The sequence below is a fragment of the Devosia naphthalenivorans genome (genome assembly GCF_003056355.1).
GTDB lineage: Bacteria > Pseudomonadota > Alphaproteobacteria > Rhizobiales > Devosiaceae > Devosia > Devosia naphthalenivorans.
Genome location: NZ_PYVW01000017.1, coordinates 1 through 20,868, shown reverse-complemented (window position 1 = coordinate 20,868; position 20,868 = coordinate 1). Strand labels below are relative to the sequence as shown.

Annotated in this window: 21 protein-coding genes; 13 read left to right on the top strand and 8 right to left on the bottom strand. The window is 61.2% G+C overall.

All coding sequences use genetic code 11. The annotated features are described in order from the left end of the window. Nucleotides 1-156 precede the first annotated feature (156 nt). From C8264_RS17915 to recO, 7 genes are all read left to right on the top strand, one after another. Nucleotides 157-2,445 carry a RelA/SpoT family protein gene (locus C8264_RS17915; protein ID WP_108462358.1) on the top strand — a complete coding sequence of 763 codons (2,289 nt, stop codon included), beginning with the start codon at nucleotides 157-159 and terminating at the stop codon, nucleotides 2,443-2,445. Then, nucleotides 2,432-3,025, top strand: a complete 594-nt coding sequence (gene pyrE, locus C8264_RS17910) for an orotate phosphoribosyltransferase (RefSeq protein ID WP_108462357.1) — start codon at nucleotides 2,432-2,434, stop codon at nucleotides 3,023-3,025. Before C8264_RS17915 ends, pyrE begins: the two co-directional genes overlap by 14 nt. Continuing rightward, complete coding sequence (acpS, locus tag C8264_RS17905) at nucleotides 3,022-3,441, top strand: holo-ACP synthase (protein ID WP_108462356.1); 420 nt, start codon at nucleotides 3,022-3,024, stop codon at nucleotides 3,439-3,441. The genes pyrE and acpS overlap by 4 nt, the downstream gene beginning before the upstream one ends. A 28-nt stretch (nucleotides 3,442-3,469) precedes the next feature. Continuing rightward, entirely contained in the window at nucleotides 3,470-4,261 is a 792-nt protein-coding gene (gene lepB / locus C8264_RS17900) for a signal peptidase I (protein WP_108462355.1), read from the top strand. Then, entirely contained in the window at nucleotides 4,261-4,968 is a 708-nt protein-coding gene (rnc, locus tag C8264_RS17895; protein ID WP_108462354.1) for a ribonuclease III, read from the top strand. Before lepB ends, rnc begins: the two co-directional genes overlap by 1 nt. Further along, nucleotides 4,965-5,888: a GTPase Era gene (gene era, locus C8264_RS17890; RefSeq protein WP_108462353.1), complete on the top strand. Its 924-nt coding sequence runs from the start codon at nucleotides 4,965-4,967 to the stop codon at nucleotides 5,886-5,888. The genes rnc and era overlap by 4 nt, the downstream gene beginning before the upstream one ends. Nucleotides 5,889-6,031: 143 nt before the next feature. Continuing rightward, nucleotides 6,032-6,739, top strand: coding sequence for a DNA repair protein RecO (gene recO, locus C8264_RS17885; protein WP_108462352.1), 708 nt, complete (start codon nucleotides 6,032-6,034; stop codon nucleotides 6,737-6,739). Between the two features lie 187 nt (nucleotides 6,740-6,926). Here the strand turns inward: recO and rpoZ are convergent, their stop codons facing one another. The 3 genes from rpoZ to dapA form a co-directional block, all read right to left on the bottom strand. Beyond that, a complete protein-coding gene (rpoZ, locus tag C8264_RS17880) occupies nucleotides 6,927-7,295 on the bottom strand; it encodes a DNA-directed RNA polymerase subunit omega (RefSeq protein ID WP_108462351.1) in 369 nt (122 codons plus the stop codon). Nucleotides 7,296-7,405: 110 nt separating this feature from the next. Next, a complete protein-coding gene (gene smpB / locus C8264_RS17875) occupies nucleotides 7,406-7,903 on the bottom strand; it encodes an SsrA-binding protein SmpB (RefSeq protein ID WP_108462350.1) in 498 nt (165 codons plus the stop codon). A 5-nt stretch (nucleotides 7,904-7,908) separates the two neighbouring features. Beyond that, nucleotides 7,909-8,784 carry a 4-hydroxy-tetrahydrodipicolinate synthase gene (gene dapA, locus C8264_RS17870; RefSeq protein ID WP_108462349.1) on the bottom strand — a complete coding sequence of 292 codons (876 nt, stop codon included), beginning with the start codon at nucleotides 8,782-8,784 and terminating at the stop codon, nucleotides 7,909-7,911. A 253-nt stretch (nucleotides 8,785-9,037) separates the two neighbouring features. Here dapA and C8264_RS17865 point away from each other — a divergent pair, with 253 nt between their 5' ends. Both C8264_RS17865 and C8264_RS17860 read left to right on the top strand, forming a co-directional pair. Further along, complete coding sequence (locus C8264_RS17865; RefSeq protein ID WP_108462348.1) at nucleotides 9,038-11,062, top strand: lytic transglycosylase domain-containing protein; 2,025 nt, start codon at nucleotides 9,038-9,040, stop codon at nucleotides 11,060-11,062. A 39-nt stretch (nucleotides 11,063-11,101) separates the two neighbouring features. After that, a complete protein-coding gene (locus C8264_RS17860) occupies nucleotides 11,102-12,040 on the top strand; it encodes an alpha/beta fold hydrolase (protein WP_108462347.1) in 939 nt (312 codons plus the stop codon). Here the strand turns inward: C8264_RS17860 and C8264_RS17855 are convergent. The 5 genes from C8264_RS17855 to C8264_RS17835 all read right to left on the bottom strand — a co-directional run bounded on the left by C8264_RS17855 (nucleotide 12,018) and on the right by C8264_RS17835 (nucleotide 18,830). Further along, nucleotides 12,018-13,676 (bottom strand): OmpA family protein, encoded by a 1,659-nt coding sequence (locus C8264_RS17855; RefSeq protein ID WP_162783744.1) that lies wholly within the window; start codon nucleotides 13,674-13,676, stop codon nucleotides 12,018-12,020. The genes C8264_RS17860 and C8264_RS17855 overlap by 23 nt on opposite strands. 385 nt (nucleotides 13,677-14,061) lie before the next feature. Next, nucleotides 14,062-15,435 (bottom strand): porin family protein, encoded by a 1,374-nt coding sequence (locus C8264_RS17850; RefSeq protein ID WP_108462345.1) that lies wholly within the window; start codon nucleotides 15,433-15,435, stop codon nucleotides 14,062-14,064. A 428-nt stretch (nucleotides 15,436-15,863) separates the two neighbouring features. Then, a complete protein-coding gene (nagA, locus tag C8264_RS17845) occupies nucleotides 15,864-17,024 on the bottom strand; it encodes an N-acetylglucosamine-6-phosphate deacetylase (protein WP_108462344.1) in 1,161 nt (386 codons plus the stop codon). After that, nucleotides 17,021-18,049, bottom strand: a complete 1,029-nt coding sequence (locus C8264_RS17840) for an SIS domain-containing protein (protein ID WP_108462343.1) — start codon at nucleotides 18,047-18,049, stop codon at nucleotides 17,021-17,023. The genes nagA and C8264_RS17840 overlap by 4 nt, the downstream gene beginning before the upstream one ends. After that, complete coding sequence (locus tag C8264_RS17835) at nucleotides 18,042-18,830, bottom strand: GntR family transcriptional regulator (protein ID WP_162783743.1); 789 nt, start codon at nucleotides 18,828-18,830, stop codon at nucleotides 18,042-18,044. Before C8264_RS17835 ends, C8264_RS17840 begins: the two co-directional genes overlap by 8 nt. 36 nt (nucleotides 18,831-18,866) lie before the next feature. Here C8264_RS17835 and C8264_RS22280 point away from each other — a divergent pair, with 36 nt between their 5' ends. From C8264_RS22280 to C8264_RS22975, 4 genes are all read left to right on the top strand, one after another. Then, nucleotides 18,867-19,043 carry a hypothetical protein gene (locus tag C8264_RS22280; protein WP_162783742.1) on the top strand — a complete coding sequence of 59 codons (177 nt, stop codon included), beginning with the start codon at nucleotides 18,867-18,869 and terminating at the stop codon, nucleotides 19,041-19,043. Nucleotides 19,044-19,057: 14 nt separating this feature from the next. After that, on the top strand, nucleotides 19,058-19,954 hold the full coding sequence (locus tag C8264_RS17830; RefSeq protein WP_108462342.1) for an N-acetylmuramic acid 6-phosphate etherase: 897 nt from the start codon (nucleotides 19,058-19,060) through the stop codon (nucleotides 19,952-19,954). 156 nt (nucleotides 19,955-20,110) lie between these two features. Continuing rightward, nucleotides 20,111-20,593 carry an SRPBCC family protein gene (locus C8264_RS17825; RefSeq protein WP_108462441.1) on the top strand — a complete coding sequence of 161 codons (483 nt, stop codon included), beginning with the start codon at nucleotides 20,111-20,113 and terminating at the stop codon, nucleotides 20,591-20,593. 115 nt (nucleotides 20,594-20,708) lie between these two features. Further along, the coding region (locus C8264_RS22975) for a helix-turn-helix domain-containing protein (protein ID WP_162783666.1) at nucleotides 20,709-20,868 on the top strand (160 nt) is incomplete at its 3' end.

The window sequence follows — 20,868 nt, the reverse complement described above, 5'->3', positions numbered from 1 at the left end:
CATCCCACAGGTCGTTTCAGCGCAAGCGGTGCTCTCGCGGGAATGACCCTGTGGACGATGAAGCTCCAGAGCGCGTTCAAACCCTCGCCAACCACCCTTTCGCATTGCCTATCAAAACGCTAAGTTTGTTTCTTGTAGCGAGCGGCGACCAATTCCATGATGCGTCAGTACGAGCTTGTCGAACGCGTTCAGGCGTATAACCCGAACGTCGATGAGCAGTTGTTGAACAAGGCCTATGTGTACGCCATGCAAAAGCATGGGTCGCAGAAGCGTGCCTCGGGCGACCCCTATTTCAATCATCCGCTCGAAGTGGCGGCGATTCTGACCGAGCTCAAGCTCGACGATGCCTCGGTTGCGGTCGGGCTGCTGCACGACACCATCGAGGACACGGACGCCACGCGTGCCGAGATCGACCAGATGTTTGGTCCGGAGATCGGGGCCATCGTGGATGGTCTGACCAAGATCGAGCGGCTGAACCTGGTTTCGCGCGAGGAAGCGCAGGCGGAGAACCTGCGCAAGCTGCTGCTGGCGATCAGCCAGGACGTTCGCGTGCTTCTGGTCAAGCTCGCCGACCGCCTGCACAACATGCGCACGCTGCAATATATGCCGCCGGAGAAGCGGACGCGCATCGCGCAGGAGACGATGGATATCTATGCGCCGCTGGCCGGACGCATGGGCATGCAGGACATGCGCAACGAGCTTGAGGACATATCCTTCAAGATCCTGCAGCCCGACCATTACCAGGCCATCGTCGCGCGGCTCGACGAGATGCAGTCCCAGTATCGTGAGACGATTTCCACGATTTCGAGCGAGCTGACGGAGCGGCTGGCTGCGGAAGGCATCACGGCGCGGGTGAAGGCGCGCGTGAAATCGCCCTTCTCGATCTTCAACAAGATCGAGCGCAAATCGATCGCGCTGGAGCAGCTCTCCGACATGATCGGGTTCCGCGTCATCGTCGGCTCGGTCGAGGAATGCTATCGCACGGTGGGCGTGGTCCACACCCAGTGGAAGGTCGTGCCGCTGCGGTTCAAGGACTACATTTCGGTCCCCAAGCATAATGATTATCAGTCGATCCACACCACCATTGTCGGCCCCGGCCGCCAGCGCGTCGAGTTGCAGATCCGTACCGAGGAAATGGACCGCATCGCCGAGTTCGGCATTGCCGCCCATGCGCTATACAAGGATGGCGCGTCGGCCAATCTGGGCCGTATCGAGCAGGAATCGCAGGCTTATGGCTCGCTGCGCCAGACCATCGGGCACCTGACGACAGGCAATTCCACCACCGAGGACTTCCTCGAATATACCAAGCTGGAACTGTTCCAGGACCAGGTGTTCTGCTTCACTCCGCGCGGCCGGCTGATTGCGCTGCCGCGTGGCGCCACGCCCATCGATTTCGCATATGCCCTGCATACCGATATCGGGGACACCTGCGTCGGCGCCAAGATCAACGGGTCCATCCTGCCGCTGGTGACGCAACTGCGCAGCGGCGACGAAGTCGAGATTATCCGCGACCACAACCATGTGCCGCCGATGAATTGGCTGGGTATTGCCGCCACGGGCAAGGCGCGGGCGGCTATCCGCCGTTCGGTGCGCCACGCCGCGGTGCAGCGCGCCCTCGCCCTGGGCGAGAACGTGCTCAACATGATGCTCGAGCGCGAAGGCGTGATGCTCGACGACAGCGAATCCAAGGCGCTGGCGGAGGCACTGGGATATGCGAGCAAGCGCGAGCTGCTGATGGCAGTGGGCGAAGGGAAGGTAAGCTCGGAACCGCTGGGCGAGGAGCTGGCCAAGGTCAAAGGCCTGCGCAAACGCCGCCGCAAGCTTGACCTGCCGGTCGCCGACACGGCTGCGGGCTGGTTCGCGCTGCGCTCCACCGATATCTTCCGTTTCCGCGTGCCGGGCGGCCAGAAATCCGGCCCGCATGCCAAAGCAGCCCTGGCGCAACTCGATTTTCACATGCCGGTTATCATGTCGCCCGAAGGGGTGGTTCCCGGCGACCGGCTGGTGGGCATATTGCAGCCCGACAGCCCCATGCAGGTTTATCCTATCCACTCCGACGCACTGACGGAAATGCACGACAGTGATGTGGCCTGGGTCGACGTGCGCTGGAACATCGAGCAGGGCGACGACAAGCACTATGCCACCGTCATCACCATGGAGAGCGTCAACAAGCCGGGCTCGCTGGCGCAGATCTCCTCGGCCATTGCAGCCTGCGACGCCAACATCAACAATCTGGTGATGCGGATGATTTCGCCCGACTTTCACCAGATGATCTTTGAAATTGAGGTGCGCGACCTTGCGCAACTGACCGATGTTCTGGCAACGCTCAAGCGTAGTCCTGGCCTTTCGGCCGTGCAGCGCGCAGGTATTCGCGAAGCGTCCATGATTTCGACACTGGAGTGGGACGGCCAGGTCGACCGGAGATTTATCGATGACGAAAGATGAAGTGCTGGCCATTTTCCGCGAATGCGGCGCGATGCTCGAAGGCCACTTCATCCTGTCGTCGGGGCTGCGCTCGCCGGTGTTTTTGCAGAAGGCGCGGGTGTTCCAGTATGCTGCGCAGACGGAGAAGCTGTGCCGGGCGCTGGCGGACAAGATCCGGGCCGATGGATTCGGCGATGTGACCAAGGTGGTTTCGCCCGCGATTGGCGGGATCATCCCGGGCTATGAGACGTCTCGCCATCTGGGCGTTCCGGCGCTTTATACCGAGCGGGTAGACGGCAAGTTCGAACTGCGCCGGGGCTTTGAGATCGAGCCGGATGACAAGGTGATCGTGGTCGAGGACATTGTTTCCACGGGGCTGTCGATCCGTGAATGCGTGGAAGCGCTGCGCGGGATTGGCGCCAATGTGGTGGCGGCGGCGTGTCTTATCGATCGGTCCGGCGGCGAATCCGATGTCGGCGTGCCGCTGGTGAGCCTGATCGAATATAAGGTGCCGGCTTATCCGGCGGATCAGTTGCCGCCGGAACTGGCTGCGATCCCGGCGGTGAAGCCGGGCAGTCGCGGCATTCAGGGGGTGAAGTGATTATCGGGCTCGGTTCGGACCTTATCCAGATCGATCGGGTTGCCCATACGGTCGAGCGCTTTGGCGAGCGTTTCACGCATCGGTGTTTTACCGAGATCGAGCGGCGGAAGTCGGACCGGCGGGCGCAGCGGGCAGCGTCCTATGCAAAGCGCTTTGCGGCCAAGGAAGCATGTTCGAAGGCGTTGGGCACCGGCCTTAGTTTTGGCGTTTACTGGCGCGACATGGGCGTGGTGAACCTGCCATCGGGCAAGCCGACCATGAAGCTGACCAATGGCGCCGCTGCTGCACTGGCGCGCATTGTGCCGGCGGGGCACGAGGCCCACATCCATCTGACCATCACCGATGACGCCGGGCTTGCTCAAGCTTTCGTCATCATCGAGGCGCTGCCGATTGACCCCGCCGGGACAAACGCCTAACGCTGCGAAGCCTTTTCCGGGGAAATCAATGAGCCAGCCAGCCCAAAAATCGATCAAGAAGTCCGCTGCCAGCGAATGGTGGGAAACCATCGTCGTCGTCGTCGAGGCGCTGCTGATCGCTATCGTGCTGCGGTCTTTCCTGTACCAGCCATTCTCGATCCCGACGGCATCGATGCAGCAGACCCTGATGATCGGCGACTATTTCGTCGCCAACAAATTCGTCTGGGGCTACGGCAAACACTCGTTCTCGCTCGGGCGTTATGGCAATTTCACGGCGCTGGATTTCGAGCTGCCGATCAATAACCGGATTTTCGGCCGCGATCCGAACCGTGGCGACGTCGCCGTGTTCCGGCCGGTGCCGCAGAACATGGAATATATCAAGCGCGTGGTGGGCATGCCGGGCGACACCATCCAGGTTCGCGAGGGGCGGCTTTACATCAACGGCACCATGGTCGAGCGCGAGGAAATCGGCACTGCCCAGGATACCGACAGCGAAGGCGCGACTCGCGAAGTCACGGTTTATCGCGAGACGTTCCCGGAAGGCACAAGCCACATCATTCAGGAAATCTCGGACCAGGGGCCGCTCGACAACACGCAGGAATATGTCGTTCCGGCCGGGCACTTCTTCATGATGGGCGATAATCGCGACCGCTCGGCCGATAGCCGCGTGCTGAGCCAGGTCGGCTATGTACCGGCCATCAACCTCATCGCCAAGGCCGAGGCGCGGTTCTTCTCCATCAAGGACAATATTCCGCCCTGGCAGATCTGGCAGTGGCCTGCCAATGTTCGCTGGGACCGCATGTTCCAGACCATCGATTGATGAGCCGCGCACCGCGTAACCACGAAAAGCTGCAGTTCCGGCTTGGCTATCGCTTCGCCGACCCGGATCTGCTCAACCGCGCACTGACCCACTCAAGCGCCATTTCGCCCAGCAAGCGCATCGAGCACTCCTATCAGCGGCTTGAATTTCTGGGTGACCGGGTGCTCGGACTGGTGGTGGCAGACATGCTCTATCGCCGCTATCCCAAGGCCAATGAGGGCGAGTTGAGCCGTACGCTCAATACGCTGGTGCGCAAGGAAACCTGCGCCATCATCGCGCGCACGCTCGACCTGGGCAAGGAAATGAACCTGGGTGAGAGCGAAGCGCGGACGGGTGGCTCGGAAAAGGAAGCCATCCTGGGCGATGTGACCGAAGCGGTAATCGGTGCGATTTACTGCGACGGCGGCCTGGGCAAGGCGTATGAATTCGTTGAACGTATGTTCGAGGAATTTTTGGCGGACGGGCAAGCCAACAAGGCCGATGCCAAGACGACATTGCAGGAATGGGCGCAGGCGCGCGGCCTTGAACCACCGAGCTATACGCTGGTCGAGCGTACCGGCCCAGACCATGCACCCGAATTCACGATCGCCGTGGCCCTGGGCAATTTCGAACAGTTAAGCGCGACCGGTCCATCAAAGAAAATCGCCGAGCACAAGGCTGCCGAGATGTTTCTGATCAAGCAGCAGGTGTGGAAGGAAACGCCATGAGCACCCCTCTCGAACCGATCGACACATCCTGCGGCTTTATCGCGCTGGTCGGCGCGCCCAATGCCGGCAAATCAACGCTGCTGAACTCGCTGGTGGGCACCAAGGTTTCCATCGTTACGCATAAGGCGCAGACGACGCGCAGCCAGGTTCGCGGCGTGGTGACGCTGGACAAGGCGCAGCTGGTGTTCATCGATACTCCGGGGATTTTTGCGCCCAAGCGGCGGCTTGACCGCGCCATGGTCGACAGTGCCTGGGGCGGCGCTGGCGATGCGGATCTGGTAGCGCTTATCGTTGATGCGGAGCGCGGCATTACGCCGGAACTCGAGCGGCTGCTTGAGGGGCTGGAGAATATCACCCATCCCAGGATTCTGATCCTCAATAAGATCGACACCATCAAGAACGAGGCACTGCTCGAACTCAGCAAGACGCTGAACGAGCGGCTGCGGTTTGAGTCGACGTTTATGATCTCGGCGCTCAAAGGGTATGGCGTGCAGGATTTCATGGACTGGTGCGTGAAGCACATTCCGCCCGGTCCGTGGCATTTCCCCGAAGACCATCTCACCGACCTGACCATGGCCATCACAGCGGCCGAGATCACGCGCGAGAAGCTGTTTTTGCGAGTGCATGACGAGATCCCGTATAACTCGACGGTGGAGACCGAGAGCTTCAAGATCCAGAAGGATGGCTCCTACAAGATCGACCAGGTGGTTTATGTTTCGAGGGACAGTCACAAGAAGATCGTACTGGGCGCCGGCGGGCAGACCATCAAGGCCATCGGGCAGGAAGCGCGCAAGGAATTGATGGAGATGTACGAGGTGCCCATCCACCTCTTCCTGTTCGTCAAGGTCCGTGAAAAGTGGAGCGAGGACCCGGAACGCTATCGCGAGATGGGTCTGGAATTCCCGCATGGCAAGAGCTGAGTGCTCCGCCCCCGGGTCAAGCTCGGAGCACGCCCTCGTGGTTCGACGGGCTCACCATGAGGCCTACTTCGAAGCTGGTGCCCAAGTAGACCTCATCCTGAGCTTGTCGAACCACGAGGGCGTGCCGCTGCGGCCGTAGCACCATGGAATGGACCGGCGAAGGCCTGCTGATCGGGGTGCGGCGCCACGGCGAAAGCAGTGTCATCGCCGAAACCATGGTGGTCGGCCGGGGCCGTCACCTGGGGTTGGTTCGCGGTGGGCGCACACGGCGCCTGGCGGCAGTGCTGCAGCCGGGCAATTCACTGCAGCTGACCTGGCGCGCGCGGCTCGAAGACCAGTTGGGCATGTTCACGGTCGAGTTGATCGAGGCGCGAGCGGCCCGGCTCATCGATGATCGTACGCAGCTCTATCTCAGTCAGTTGGCTTGCGAGCATCTGCGGCTGTTGCCGGAACGCGATCCGCATGACCGGCTGCTTGGGATGGCGCTGCGGCTGATCGATGATCCGCCCGATGGAGCCGCCCTCGCCCGCTTCGAACTCGCCGTGCTGGAAGATCTTGGCTATGGCCTTGATCTGAGCGCCTGCGCGGTGACGGGCGACACAGATGATCTGACCCATGTGTCGCCGCGGTCCGGGCGGGCAGTTTCGCGGTCTGCGGCGGCGCCATATCTGGATCGGCTGTTACCGCTGCCGAGCTTTTTGACAACGCGGGGTAATGCCAGTCCGCATGATATCGCCGACGCGTTGCGGTTGTCGGGGTATTTCCTGCAGAGCCACGTCTGGGGGCCGCGCGATATCGCGGTGCCGGCAACGCGGGATCTGCTGGTGGGGGTTTTGAGCCGGGAACGGTAGCGAGAGTTACCCAAAAATTCAGTGGCCCTCATCTGAGCTTGTCGAACCACGAGGTCGTGTCACCACGGCCTCCACTCGCTCGACCGCGTGGTTCGACAGGCTCACCATGAGGTCTTCGATAAACTCAGCAAAAACGAAAACGCCCCCGGCTGATGCCGAGGGCGTTTGAATTCACGTCGACGAAAACTTAGTCGTCGCGGCGTTCTGGTGGGGCCAGGCTTTCGATGCCGCGGAGTAGTTCTTCTTCGCTGATGGTGTCGAAATTCATCGAATCGTCGTCGCTGCCGCTTTCGATCAGCGGGGCGGCGTGGCTTTCGGGCTCGTCGACTTCGACGTATTTCTGCAGCGAGTGGATCAGGTCCTCGCGCAGGTCTTCAGGCGAAATAGCACCATCACCAATTTCACGCAGGGCGACAACGGGGTTCTTGTCGTTGTCGCGCGGGACGGTAATCTGGGCGCCAGACGAAATCATGCGCGCACGGTGCGCAGCCATGAGAACGAGATCGAAGCGGTTTTCGATCTTTTCGATGCAGTCTTCAACGGTGACGCGGGCCACAGACGTCTCCAAAAATTATGGAATAAGGGCTTCCCATACACGAGGCAGCATGGGGATACAAGGTTTGCATGGCGTTTAGCTGCCATGCCGCAGGGATAGTCACGGCAATATCAGCCGCGCCCACCCTCTTTCATGATGCGAGATTTATCGCGGTTCCAGTCGCGATTGCGTTCTGTTTCGCGCTTGTCGTAGTTCTTCTTGCCCTTGCCCAGGCCGATCAGCACCTTTGCACGGCCCTGATCGTTGAAGAACAGCTTTAGCGGCACGATGCTGTTGCCGGCGCGGGACACTTCCTGATCCAGTTTCGCCAACTGTTTGCGCGAAACCAGAAGTTTGCGCGGGCGCTTTTCTTCGTGGTTAAAGCGGTTGGCTTGCAGGTACTCAGGGATATGGGCGTTGATCAGCCACAGCTCCCCTTTTTCAGGCGAGGCATAGGATTCGGTGATCTGCGCCTTGCCAAGCCGAAGCGATTTGACCTCGGTGCCGGTGAGCACAAGGCCGGCCTCGAGCGTTTCGCCAATCTCGTAGTCGTAGCGCGCGCGGCGGTTTTCAGCCACGACACCGTGGCTGATCACACCGTTTTTGGATTTATCGTTCTTTGGGGCCATAGGCTCTAGATAAGGCCTGCATGGGCCAATGCAAAGTCCACCGCGTCCTGTGTCGGCTTGGAAATTGGCGTCAGCGGCAGGCGCAGCTCATTGGCACAAAGATTGAGCCGGTTGGCGGCGTATTTCACAGCCGTCGGATTGGGCTCAAGGAACAGGTTTTTGTGCAGGTGCACCAGCTTGTCCTGGACGGCAAGAGCACCCTTGAAATCACCCGCAAGCGAAAGCTCCTGAAGTTGCGAACACAGGCGAGGCGCGATGTTGGACGTCACCGAAATGCAGCCTTGGCCGCCATGGGCGTTGAAGGCCAGGGCGGTGATATCCTCGCCCGAGAGCAGGATGAAGTCGTGGCCCAGCTTGTCGCGCTGCAGGCTGGTACGGCCCAGATCGGCCGTAGCGTCCTTGACGCCGATGATGTTGGGGTGCGCCTCGTGCAGGCGGGCAATGGTATCGATGGTGAGATCGACAACCGTTCGGCCGGGGACGCTGTAGAGGATCACCGGAATGCCGATTGCCTTGGCCACAGCCGAGAAGTGCTGGAACATGCCCTCCTGGTTGGGCTTGTTGTAGTATGGCACGATGGACAGCACGGCATCGGCGCCCGCATCCTCGCCGAACTTGGCCAGGGACACGGCTTCGGCGGTGGAGTTCGAGCCTGCACCGGCGATCACCGGGACGCGCTTGTTGGCGACTTCGATGGCGATTTCCACCACGCGGCGATGTTCTTCGTGGCTGACGGTCGGGCTTTCGCCGGTCGTGCCCACGGGTACGAGACCATGCGTGCCTTCGGCAATCTGCCAGTCAACAAAGCTGGCGAAGGCTTTCTCATCGACGTTCCCATTGAGCATGGGAGTGATGAGTGCCGTAATCGATCCTCGCAGCATTTGTCGCAATGTCCTTGGGCTATTTGCCACAGTTCGGCCGTGGCAGGATGGCATAGGCCGCACGATGCGGCTGTATTTTCGAGCCGCACCATAGATTCAACTGGCGGCCACGACAACGCTTTGTTGCGGGGCAGCGACCAGCCGGGATCATCATGCGGCAACGCAATCTTTACCCTGAAACGGTAAGACTGGGTTAACCGCGAGGATGGGGGCTCCTTGCTGGAAAAGTTGATGCGTACCAGCAGGACGGCAGATGAAAAACGGCTTTCGCCTAGGTTTCGTCGCAGCGGTTTTGGGTCTGGCGGTTGTTGCCCCCTTGTCCTTTGCGGCCAATGAAGCGATCGATCCAACCACCACCGGCGCCATAAAAGGCGAGGGAACGCCTGCCGCTGCGCCAAACAATGGCTCGGCGGAGTTTCGGACGGCGCTTGCCGTGTTGAACAAGGGCGATGCGGCCAAGGCCTATGAACTTGCGGGCAAACTGCCCAATGCAGTTGAGCGGCGCACGCTTGAATGGGCCGCGATCTATTTTGACGATGACGATATCGATTACCAGGCAATCCAGCGCTTCATGGCGGATGCGCCCGGGTTTAGTGCGGCCAGCGTATTCCGCAACAGGCTTGAACAAGCCCTGACAAAGGCGAAGCCGGCGGCCGCCGAAGTGTTGCGCGCGCTGGGCGAAGAGACGCCGAACAGCATCGAGGCGCAAATCCTGCTGGCGAAGGCGTTGCTGGCCGAAGGCCACAAGGACCGTGCCGGTGCGCTGGCGCGGCAGATCTGGACCGACAATTTCCTCAGCCAAGGGCAGGAAAAACGCGTGCTGGATGCGTTCGGCGCCCTGCTCGATCGCGAAGCGCATTGGCAGCGGGCCATGCACCTGATGATGCATGATCGGGCCAAGGGAAGCGAGCGGCTGCTGTCGTTTTTGACCGATGCGCAGAGATCGTTGGTGGTGGCGCGGGCGGCTGTGTCGCGCGACGACGCCGATGCCAAGGCCAGGCTCGATGCCGTCGATGCCAGCATGCAGGCCAATCCGGTGTTCATCTTCTCGCGCGCGCAGCGGGCGCGGCAATTCGAGCTTTGGCAGAGCGCGGTCGAGTGGCTCAACAAGGCCCCCGCGGATCTGCCGGACGCGGCCGAGTGGTGGTATGAGCGGCGCACGCTGATCCGCAAACTATTGGATGTTGGCGAGCCCAAGCTGGCCTTCGAAGTTGCCGATGGCTATCGGAACGGCCCCGAAGGACGGATGGTGGACGCCCATTTCCATGCCGGGTGGATCGCGCTGTCATTCCTCGATGATGCTCAGTCTGCGAAGCGGCATTTCACTGAGATGACCACCCATTCGACGCTGCCGGACAGCATTAGCCAGGCTAATTACTGGCTCGGAAGGGCCAATGCGAAACTTGGTGATGCCATGGCCGCACAGGAGGCATTTGAAGCGGCGGCCAAGTTCAGCACAGTTTATTATGGGCAGCTGGCGCGGGCCGAACTGGGCGAGGCCGGTGTGGACATCAGGCCCCTGCCGGATGTCGTGCAGAGCACTGCGCTGTTTGAGAGCAACCCCGTGGTGCAGGCCATTCGCCTGCTCGCGCATAACGGGGAGACCGCCAAGGCCACTACGCTGCTGCGGCAGTATGGAACGGACTTGCAGAGCGGGGGCGAGCTTCTGCTGGCGGCAAAGCTGGCGCAGGAGATCGGCGCGCAGCATCTGGCAGTGTCCATCGCTACGCTCGCCGATCGGCGGGGAACGCCGCTCGACATGTTCAGCTTTCCGCATGACGCGCTGCCTGAAGGCGCGCGTCTGGCAGCTGATCGCGCCGCCGTTTATGCCGTGGTGCGGCAGGAATCGATGTTCCAGATCGACGCGGTATCGTCGGCGGGTGCACGGGGCTTGATGCAGTTGATGCCCGGCACCGCCAAGGAGGTGGCGCGCGATGTCGGCGTCGACTACTCCCCTGCCCGGCTGGTGAGCGACGCCGGCTATAACGCCCTGCTCGGTTCGACTTATCTGGGTAAGCAATTGGACCGCTATGATGGATCGCTGGTGTTGGCGGCGGCGGCCTACAATGCCGGTCCGGGCAATGCCAACAAATGGATCAAGGCCTATGGCGATCCACGGGCCAGCAATGTGGATCCGGTGATCTGGGTCGAGCTTATCCCGTTCCAGGAAACGCGGACCTATGTGAAGCGGGTATTGGGGAACTACCTGGTTTACCGCGAGCGCCTCGGCGACAGTCGCATGTCGCTGAAACAGGCGCTGCGGACAATCGAGGAATAGGGCTTGAGAGCAGGCCGGGCTTGCCCGTAGATAGGGCCAATGCCCCGCCCTAGAACCATCCCCGCCAACCATCCGCCCTTTGCCGCGCTGCCCGTTACGCCCGTGATGCTGGCCAGCCGGCTACGCGCCATGGTGCATGTGACCGGCCGCTTGTCGCAGCAGCATCTGCCGGTGGTTTGCCTACCCGGCTATCAGCGGAACATGAGCGACTTCACCGGTTTCGTGCAGGGTTTTGGCCGTGCGTGGCCACTGGTGTTGATCGATCTGCCGGGGCGCGGGCGGGCGGATGATCGCGCAAAGGCTGACGATTATAGCTCGATAGCCGATGCGCGTGATGTTGCGTCCATCCTCGCGGCGCTCGGGATTTCCGAGGCGATTATCCTTGGTCAGGGTCATGGCGGGCAGGTCGCGATGGCGTTGGCGGCCGAGCACCCGCTGCTGATCGCGGGGACGATGTTGCTGGATGCCGGGCCCGTTACGGATTCGCGCGGAATTGTTCGGTTGCGCAACAATCTGGCGCATATCGAGGCGCTGCGTGGTGAGGCCGTTGTTGGGAGCTTTCGGCGCATTCTGGGTGGGGACTACCCCGAGTTGTCCAGGGAGCAGTTGGATGCGCTGGTCGGGCGGAGCCATTATTTCGACAAGCGCGGCAGGGCCAGGCCGCTCTACGATGCGCGGTTGATTTCGGCTTTGGCCAGCATCAACTTTGACGATGTGCTGGCGCCGCAATGGCCGTTGTTCGACGCGCTCAAATGCGCCCCGCTGATGTTGTTGCGCACGCAATTGACGGATCAATTGCGCCAGGAGACCTTCCGGGAAATGGTTCGCCGCCGGCCTGACGCCGTGGCGTTGACCATAGCGGGACAAGGGTCTCCTGCCCTGTTTGACCAGAGCGAAGAGATCGCAGCCGTTGCGGACTTCGTTCGATCCATAAGCGAACGGCGTCAGAGACGAGCTATGGTTCGGCGCTTACTTTGACGACGATCCGACGGTTGAGCCGCTTGCCTTCAGGCGTGTCATTGTCGCTGATCGGGCTGCTTTCGCCGTAACCGAGCGCATATAGCCGCTCCGGAACGACGCCGCGCTCCACCAAGGCTGCGACGACCGCTTCTGCACGAGCCACCGATAGCGCAAGGTTGGACTGATCGTCGCCATCAGCATCGGTATGCCCCTCGATGTGGACGATAGCATCGGGACAGGCGGACAGATCCGCTGCGAGTTCATCAAGTGCAGGGGTTGATTCCGGCGTGATAACGGCAGCGCCGGAGCGAAACAGGATGGCGTTGCGAGCGGAGAAGTCAGCGAGCGGCGCGACACAGGCTGCCAGGTCGGCAGCGGCGGTGGGAGGTACCGGTGCACTGGGCGCCGGAGCGGCGGGCTCGGGTATGGCAGCCAAGGCTATTTCAAGGTTCCAGGCGTCACCGGCATCGGTGCGCAGGGATGCAGTTACTGTGTCGCGCGTTTCCTCGTCGCTTGCGGTTCCTGTCAGGGACCAGGTTCCTTGTGAGAAGCTCAGGTTTCCTTCGGGGAGTTGCATGAGCGCACGTATGCCTGTTTCGGCGCGACCGATGAAGTCCGGCGGTGCGCCGGGCGTGATGCTGACCGCATCAGTATTGCCACCGGTGATGGCGCCAAAGAAGCGTAGTGCGGGATCGGCGGGAATCTGGCCGCTCAAAATAATCTCGCCGCTGGAATCCTTTGTAGCGGAGAACGCATAATTTGGATCAACGGCCGGAGCCTCTGGCTCGCTCGCTGCGGGCGCGGCAGTCTGAGCTATCGCCAAGGACCATCCTGCTGCTGCCAACTGCCGCCGGGTGAACTCGGCTTCAATGGCGAGCTTGTCGGCTGGCGAATTTCCGGTGCCGGTCAATGTCCAACCGGTGCCATCGAAGCTGGCCTTTCCCTCACTTAACCTTTTCAGCAATTCGACGCCGAGCTGAGCGGAAGTGACGAAATCATCCGGGCCGCCAGACGCATAAGTGAGTTCGGAGCCTGTTGATGCGCCGCTCGCACGCAACAGCGCCTGCTCCGCTTCGGCGTCAGGCACCATGCCGGTGAGAGCTATCGCGCCATCGGAAGATTTGGTTGCAGTCCATTGGAAGGCTTCGGCTTTAGGCGGCAAAATCTCCGCACGCGCCAATACCAGTCCTTGCGGCAGCCCTTCCGTACGGGCGTCGGTAACCGCCACATAGTCGGCCTGCGATGAGGCGCTTCCAGTCAGCGTCACGACGTTGTCGCGGAGTGCAAAACGCCCCTGCTCCAACTGGTCGAGAATGGTCAGGCCGAATTCCAGTGCAGCGTGATAATGAGTGGGCGATCCACTACCCAATTGCAGCCATTGAACATCTGCATTTGGATCATTGGCGAAGTCTGTGCGTGTCGCTTCGTCGGGGGCATAGCCGTCGAAAACAATTTTGCCACCGGGCTGACGTGTGGCGCTGACCCAGTAGTCGGCTACGCGTGGCAAATCCAGAACTGTTATGGAGCCGGAGGTTCGCGCCGGACCAATCGCACTCTGCGCAAATCCTTGGCCGGGCATAACCAGAAGCAACGTGACGCTAAGGAAGGAGAATGCCACTCGCGGCATGTAGTTTTTCAAGGTGCCAGTGCTCATTCTTATCCTGCGCGTGTCGACTGCCAACAAGCTAGATGATTTGGCGTCTGGACGGAATCGGCGAGGGCGCAAAATACCGCATTTACGCGCGTCGCTTTTGCTGAACCTCAATTGAAGAGTCATGGGAGAACGTCATGGCGCCTCTTCGACTAGCTCATGATGTCGAACCACGAGGTCGCAAGTGGAGGCTTCGTGCCACGACCTCGTCCTTCGACAAGCTCAGGATGAGGTCTGCTGCGTGAATTCCATTCTATGCGAGATGCTTTAGGCAGACATAACTTCTGCTAGCACCCGAACCGCTGTGAGCGATTGACAGACCGGCAGCGGTGTAAAGCAAAAGGCCCGGCTTGCGCCGGGCCTCTCGTATTCAAGATCGTATCGAAGCTTATTCGAACGACTTGGCAGCCTTGAAGGTGACCTTGTAGGCGTCGACGCTGTTGACTTCGCCGCGGACGGACGAAGTGAAACCACCGCCAGGTGCCCAAGCCAGTTCGGCCGCACCGTAGATGATTTCGTCGTCGAGAGGAGTCGCGGTACCTTCAATAACGAAGTGGTCACCAAGGTACACACCGATTTCACCGGTAGCCTTGATGGTCTCAGTCAGAGCCGCAACGACCTGAACGGCAACCTGGGTGGTGTCGAAGTCGTTGAGGTCGTCGTAGAAGTAACGAGCAGCAAGGTTGATTTCAACGCCTTCGGTGACGCCAACGCCAACCGAGCCACCGAAACCGTAGTCGGTGTAGTCATCAGCGCCGCTCACGTCGGCAACTTCGCCGGACAGAGCGATTTTGAACAGGTCGAAGGTACCTTCGACGCTGGCAAGAGCGTTCAGCACGTCACGGCCGGTGTACTTGTGGTTGTCGATATAGGCAACTGCCGCACGGACCTTGAACGCGTCGAAGGTGCCGGTTGCGCCAGCGTGGAGTGCCCACGACTCAACGTCGCCGTCGAGGATACCGTAAGCCATACCGGTCAGGTGAGCGGTGATGTTTTCACCGGCGTAGCCGACAACACCAACCAGGGTGCCGTGGGTCCAAGCCGGGGGAACTTCACCACGAAGCAGATCGCTATCGCCGTTCAGGTTTTCGAGACCAAGACCGACATTAACGCCGTTGCCGAGGTCGGAGACGACCTGAATCGAGTGACCGCCGAGACGACCGTCGTCACCGTCGATGCCAACGCCCTTGCCGTCGATGCCGTCAGAGGTGAAGAGACCGAGAACGTTGAAGGGGGTGTCGTCGCCGAGATTGGCAATCGAACCCTTCTTACCAGCCATGATCACGGTGGTGTCACCGATCGACACATAGGCTTCGTCGATGAACAGGCCGTCTGGCTCGCCATCGGAGTCGAAATCGAACGGATCGACGTCGTCTTCCTGCGTACGGGTGAAGTCAACTTCCTTGAGCGTGATCACAGCCTTGGCTGCGCCGAAATCGCTCGAAGCGGTGCCGACGAAGGTCAGCCAAGCTTCAACCTTGGAAGTCCAGTCGCCGACTTCGTCGCCGTAGGCGGTACGACGGGTGCTGTCAAAGGTGTAAGCAACGTCGGCTTCAGGAGCGCGGTAGTCGCCCCAGTTGAATTCGTAGGAGACGCCGCCCGAGATCTGCAGGCAGTTGGTGTCGGACGAGATCGTCAGACCCGACAGACCCAGCTCGTCGCAAACGTCGAGCGAGGTGAGAACGCCCAGATCGGCAGCGAAGCCAGCGGTCGAGAGACCGGCAGCAGCAACAGAACCGAGGATAAGGCTCTTGAGTTTCATTGGTTGACCTCCAAAGTCAGTCATTCTTAGTGCCGGTTACCCAGCGGTTTGCCGTAACGCGACCACACTATTCGTGGTGCAGTGTGTTGCCGTCGCGTTGCGACCGACAAACGATCCCATGCATGGATTCGCAAGACCCACTCTACGCATAGCGGGGAAGTACGCAATCTCGCAAAAGCCCTTTTGGCGCTGCCACAATATGGTTGCGGGGTGGATGTTGCAGATTCAGCACACAGATTGAAACGACCTGTTTACCTTGGTTAACAACAGGTTAATTTTGCTGCGCTGTGAACAGTTTAGCAGACCCGATCCTGTGGAATACCGCCCCCAATACGGCATTTCGCGCGTGATCGCGAATGTCGCAGGTGTGACGGCATTGTGGTGGCACGTGCCGCAAATTCGACAAGTAGCGCGCGGAAGCGCCTGTCTTATGCGCGGTGAACTTCCTGGCCAGCAACCCATGTCGAGGCGACACGATAATCGTCTGTCAAGTGTACCAGACTGGCTACGGCACCCGGCCGGAGGTGGCCGTACTGGGCCTCTATGCCCATGGCGCTGGCCGGATAAAGTGAAGCCATGCGGGCGGCTTCTTCAAATGGGACGCCGATTGTCGTCACCATGAAACGGACTGCGTCGATCATGTCGAGGTCGGCGCCGGCGAGGGTGCCATCGGCGAGGCGCAGGGCGCCGGCGGAACGGGTGATGGTGCGGCCGTTCAACTCAAGGGTCGTGAGGTCGGTACCAGTTTGCGACATGGCGTCGGTGACGAGGAAGAGGCGGCCATCGCTGGTCTTGGCCCGCATGGCGATCTGGAGGGAAGCTGGGTGGACGTGGATGCCGTCGGCGATGATGCCGGCGTGCACATGGTCAGTCGTCAGCACGGTGCCGACGACGCCCGGCTCGCGATTTCCGAGCTGACTCATGGCGTTGAAGAGGTGCGTGGCCATGGTGGCGCCGGCTGCGAAGGCGGCGGAAACAGTTGCTGTGTCGGCGTCAGAATGGCCGATGCTGACGATGATACCGGCTTGCGCAAGTGCCGAGATTTGCCGGGGACTTACCGTTTCGGCGGCGACGGTGACGAGCAGGTTTGGCAGGTCGGCGCGCAGGGCGACGAGGCGCGCGAGGTCGGCTTCATCCATGGGGCGGATGAGGGAGGGATCGTGCGTGCCCTTGCGGGCCACGGAGAGATGGGGGCCTTCGAGGTGCAGGCCGAGAAAGCCCGGAACGCCTTGCTGTACGGCTTCATGACCGGCCTGCATGGCGGCGAGATTGACTTCCACCGTATCGGTAATCAGCGTGGGCAGGAGTGCCGTGGTGCCGAATTGCCAGTGTGCTGCGCAGATGGTGCGGATGCTCTCAACGGTCGGATCGTTATTGAAAAGCACCCCGCCGCCGCCATTGACCTGCAGGTCGATGAAGCCCGGCACCACCATTCCGCCACTGAGAAGAGCAGTTTCTGAACGCGCTGGAATGGCGGATGAAGGGACGACGGCGGCTACATGGCCGAACTCGACGAGCAGCGCTGCATCATCGTGCCAATCATACCCGTCGAAGATGCGAGCGCCGGTGATGGCGAGCAGATCACTCATAGCGTCTCGGTGACCTTTTTGAGCATGGGAGGCGTATCGGGATTGAGGCCGCGGTGACGCGCCAGTGCTTCGACGAAGCCGTAGAAGGTGACGATCAGCGCCAGCGGGTCGGTCAGTGGGTGACCGGTGGCGGCGAAAGGCAATTGGGTTGCCGCGCCCGGGCGGTCGCTGGTGACGAAAGCCAGAGCGCCCTGCCCGGCCAGCTTGTGCGCCATATCGGCTACCGACGATTCTGCGGCATCGCGCGCGGCGAGGCCGAGGACCGGATAGCCGGGCGTGACGATCGAGACCGGGCCGTGCATGACTTCGGCCGCGCTATAGGCTTCGCCCTGGATGCCGCAGGTCTCCTTGAACTTGAGTGCCGCTTCATTGGCGATGGCAAAGCCGGGGCCACGGCCGAGAACATAGAGCGCGTTTTGACCATCCAGCGAGCCGATCATCGGGGACCAGTCACAGGCAACGGCTTTGTCGAGGCTTTCGGGCAGGCCGGCGATGGCCTGGTTGAGCGCAGTGTCGCCGCTCCAGCGGGAAATCAGGGCGAGACCTGCGACGATGGAGGTCGCGAAGGTCTTGGTCGCGGCGACGCTCTGCTCAAGGCCGGCATGGAGCGGAATGGTGAAATCGGCGGCTTCGTCGAGTGGCGAACCTTCGGTATTGGTGATGGCAATGGCCAGGGCGCCGGCGCGGCGCGCCGACTGGGTCATGCCAACGATGTCCGGACTCTTGCCGGATTGCGAAATGGATATGGAGGCGGCACGGCCGAGCTTGAGATCCTTGCCATAGATCGAGGCAATGGACGGCCCGATGGACGCCACGGGAAGGCCGAGCGTAAGTTCCGCTGCATATTTGAGATAGGAGCAGGCGTGATCGGACGAGCCGCGGGCGATGGTGGCGATCACCGTTGGATCGCGCTCCCGCAATGCGGCGGCGGCGGCATCAAGAACCGGACCCGCCCGCTCGAGGAAGTTCGCGACCACGCTGGGGATCGCCTCAACCTCGCGGCGCATATGGGTCTGGTCAGTCATGGCTTGTCTCCTTGGTTGGAGCATCGCCGAGCCGAAGTTCGGCGACGAAATCATAGGTGTCGCCCCGGTAGATGGAGCGGGTGAATTCGATGGCGCGGCCTGAAGCCAGATAGGAGGTGCGCTCGATGTTGAGGCCGGCGGAGCCGACCGCGACCTGGAGCAATTGGGCGTCTTCCTCGCCCAGATTGGCGGCGCGAATGCGTTGGATGGCGCGGATGGGGCGATTGCCGGATTTGTCGAGATGGCGATAAAGCGAATCGCCGATTGCCTCGGGATCGGGCAGGATGCGCGCCGAAAGGCTGGCGCGCTCTATGGCCAGGGGCGTGTCGCCGGTGAGGCGAAGGCGGGAAATGCGGGCGACGTATTCCCCTTGAGAGAGGCCAAGGGTGACCGTTTCTTCGGGAGACGGAAGGTACAGGCCGCGATCGAGCCATTCGGCGCGCACCGCCATGCCGCGCCGGGCCATGTCTTCCGTGAATGAGGTCAGCTGCGACAATGACTGCTCGACGCGCTGGGTCTGGGGAGCAACGAAGGTGCCGGAGCCATGCCGCTGCACCAGCACGCCATCCTTGACCAATTGCAGCACCGCCTTGCGGACTGTGACGCGGGAAACGTCAACCTTAGCGGCGAGATCGCGCTCGGACGGCAAGGCATCCCCCGGGTTGATATCGCCACGATGAACGGCATCCTCAATCCAACGCTTGAGCTGAAGATAGAGCGGCCCGCCCGACGACAAAACTACGCGCTCGGCGGCGAAAAAACCGCTGGACAGTTCAGCCACTCGATCCCCCTTCTAACGCGCACACCAGCAGCCGCCATGCTGACAGATGCCCAGCCATCGCCGCAAGCCATTGGGCGGTATGATACCAATAAAATACCATTTACCAAGGGCTATTTTGCCACATTCCCAACGAGCCCGCCGCATACGCCGATGGAATCGATGACTGGCGTTGGCGCGCTGGACAAGTGGTATGTTTTTGGCATTATCACCTAACACAGGAGAACACCATGGCAGCACCGCAAACCGAGATGAGTCACGCAAGCGCCAGGGGCTTTGACCTGCTGCCCGCCCAGGACGCCCTGACCATCCTTGCGCAGGCGCAGGCCGAAGCGGCGCAGGCCGTGCAATCCGCCGTGCCGCAGATCGCCGCAGGGGCAGAATTGATGGCGAGGACCATCAACGGCGGGGGCCGATTGATCTACGCTGCTGCAGGTAGTTCTGGTCTTATGGCCTTGGCCGATGCGCTGGAACTGCCGGGCACCTATGGCATAGCGCGCGACCGCATCAAAGTGCTGCTGGCCGGGGGAATGGAGGCACTCACCGCGATGGAGGGCGGACCGGAGGACGACGCCGACGCGGCGCGGGCCGAAATCAGAAATGCGGGCGTTGGGCCTGGCGATTGCGTAATCGCGCTCACGGCCAGCGGTTATACGCCCTATCCGATGGCCGCGGTGGAGACGGCGCGAAACGCTGGAGCAGGGACAATCGGGATATCGAATAACAGGGGAGCCGCGCTGTTCGAGTGGGTGGATGTTGCGGTCTGCCTGCCGACGCCGCCGGAGGTGATCGCAGGGTCCACGCGCATGGGGGCGGGAACGGCGCAGAAAATCGCGCTCAACATGCTCTCGACCATGATGGCGGTGCAGTTGGGCCATGTGCATGACGGTTTCATGGTCAATGTCGTGGCCGACAACATCAAGCTGCGCGGGCGTGCGAGGGGCATCGTCATGGCTATCGCTGGAGTTGACGAGGCCGTGGCGAGTGATGCGCTGGATCGTTCTGGTGGGGCCGTGAAAACGGCGGTCGTGCTTGCTGCGGGCGCGAGGGATGTTGGCGAGGCGACGGCGTTGCTGGTGCAGAGTGGTGGAAGATTGCGGCCGGCGCTGGAGGCGTTGGGGCGGTAGGGTTTAATGCACTGCCTCACCTCGCCGCTCAGGAGGTCGCGGACGGCGGGGTGCGTGCCATGTCACCGTTGCAGCGGAAAATAGTGCGGTTCTGTCGAAGGGGCGCTGCATTGTTCGTCGCTGGGAGGACAGCAATTGATCCATGAGGAGATGATTATGACCACACCCCTGCCCTCCCAAGACACTGAACGCGATCTGGTGCTTAGCCTGGTGCTCGATGCACCGCGGGACGAGGTTTATCGGTGCTGGACGGAACCTGACCTGATAGTGCAATGGTTTGCACCCAAGCCCTGGAGCACGCCCAGGGCGGTTGTGGATGTGCGCCCGGGCGGCGCCAGCGTTATCACCATGGCGGACGAACAGGGCAATGAATACCCAAACCCTGGCCAGTACCTGGAAGTCGTGCCCAATGAGCGGCTGGTTTTCTCGGACGCATATGTGGGTGACTGGAAGCCATCGGAGAAACCGTTCTTCACCGGGTATCTGACCTTTGAAGATGCCGGTGATGGCAAGACCAAATATACGGCGGTGGCACGGCACTGGACGGTGGAAGACGCGGAGAACCACAAGAAGATGGGATTCCACGAGGGCTGGGGAATCTGTTCCAGGCAGTTGGAAACGTTGGCGGCCAGTCTCTGACTGGAGCGGGACGCCCGCATGTTGCGCCGAGTGGCCCTTGCGGCTTGGACTTGATCTCGAGATGGATTCCCTCGACTCACGCCACAAGTGCAACACCTGCTATGGTGTTGGTGCGATGGGAACTTTGTATGAGCAGTTGAGCCTGCGGGAGCGGGTTGAGATCGACATTGGGCGGCGCAAGGGGCTCTCGATGCAGGCGATCGGCCAGATGCTGGGGCGTTCGGCCTCAACCATCAGCCGTGAGTTGGGACGCAATGGCAGCCCCACCAGGCATT

Coding starts and splice junctions, on each gene's coding strand:
- C8264_RS17915 (WP_108462358.1), top strand. CDS start 157: ATGATGCGTCAGTACGAGCTTGTCGAACGCGTTCAGGCGTATAACCCG.
- pyrE (WP_108462357.1), top strand. CDS start 2,432: ATGACGAAAGATGAAGTGCTGGCCATTTTCCGCGAATGCGGCGCGATG.
- lepB (WP_108462355.1), top strand. CDS start 3,470: ATGAGCCAGCCAGCCCAAAAATCGATCAAGAAGTCCGCTGCCAGCGAA.
- rnc (WP_108462354.1), top strand. CDS start 4,261: ATGAGCCGCGCACCGCGTAACCACGAAAAGCTGCAGTTCCGGCTTGGC.
- era (WP_108462353.1), top strand. CDS start 4,965: ATGAGCACCCCTCTCGAACCGATCGACACATCCTGCGGCTTTATCGCG.
- recO (WP_108462352.1), top strand. CDS start 6,032: ATGGAATGGACCGGCGAAGGCCTGCTGATCGGGGTGCGGCGCCACGGC.
- smpB (WP_108462350.1), bottom strand. CDS start 7,903: ATGGCCCCAAAGAACGATAAATCCAAAAACGGTGTGATCAGCCACGGT.
- dapA (WP_108462349.1), bottom strand. CDS start 8,784: ATGCTGCGAGGATCGATTACGGCACTCATCACTCCCATGCTCAATGGG.
- C8264_RS17865 (WP_108462348.1), top strand. CDS start 9,038: ATGAAAAACGGCTTTCGCCTAGGTTTCGTCGCAGCGGTTTTGGGTCTG.
- C8264_RS17860 (WP_108462347.1), top strand. CDS start 11,102: ATGCCCCGCCCTAGAACCATCCCCGCCAACCATCCGCCCTTTGCCGCG.
- C8264_RS17855 (WP_162783744.1), bottom strand. CDS start 13,676: ATGAGCACTGGCACCTTGAAAAACTACATGCCGCGAGTGGCATTCTCC.
- C8264_RS17850 (WP_108462345.1), bottom strand. CDS start 15,435: ATGAAACTCAAGAGCCTTATCCTCGGTTCTGTTGCTGCTGCCGGTCTC.
- nagA (WP_108462344.1), bottom strand. CDS start 17,024: ATGAGTGATCTGCTCGCCATCACCGGCGCTCGCATCTTCGACGGGTAT.
- C8264_RS17840 (WP_108462343.1), bottom strand. CDS start 18,049: ATGACTGACCAGACCCATATGCGCCGCGAGGTTGAGGCGATCCCCAGC.
- C8264_RS22280 (WP_162783742.1), top strand. CDS start 18,867: ATGCTGACAGATGCCCAGCCATCGCCGCAAGCCATTGGGCGGTATGAT.
- C8264_RS17830 (WP_108462342.1), top strand. CDS start 19,058: ATGGCAGCACCGCAAACCGAGATGAGTCACGCAAGCGCCAGGGGCTTT.
- C8264_RS17825 (WP_108462441.1), top strand. CDS start 20,111: ATGACCACACCCCTGCCCTCCCAAGACACTGAACGCGATCTGGTGCTT.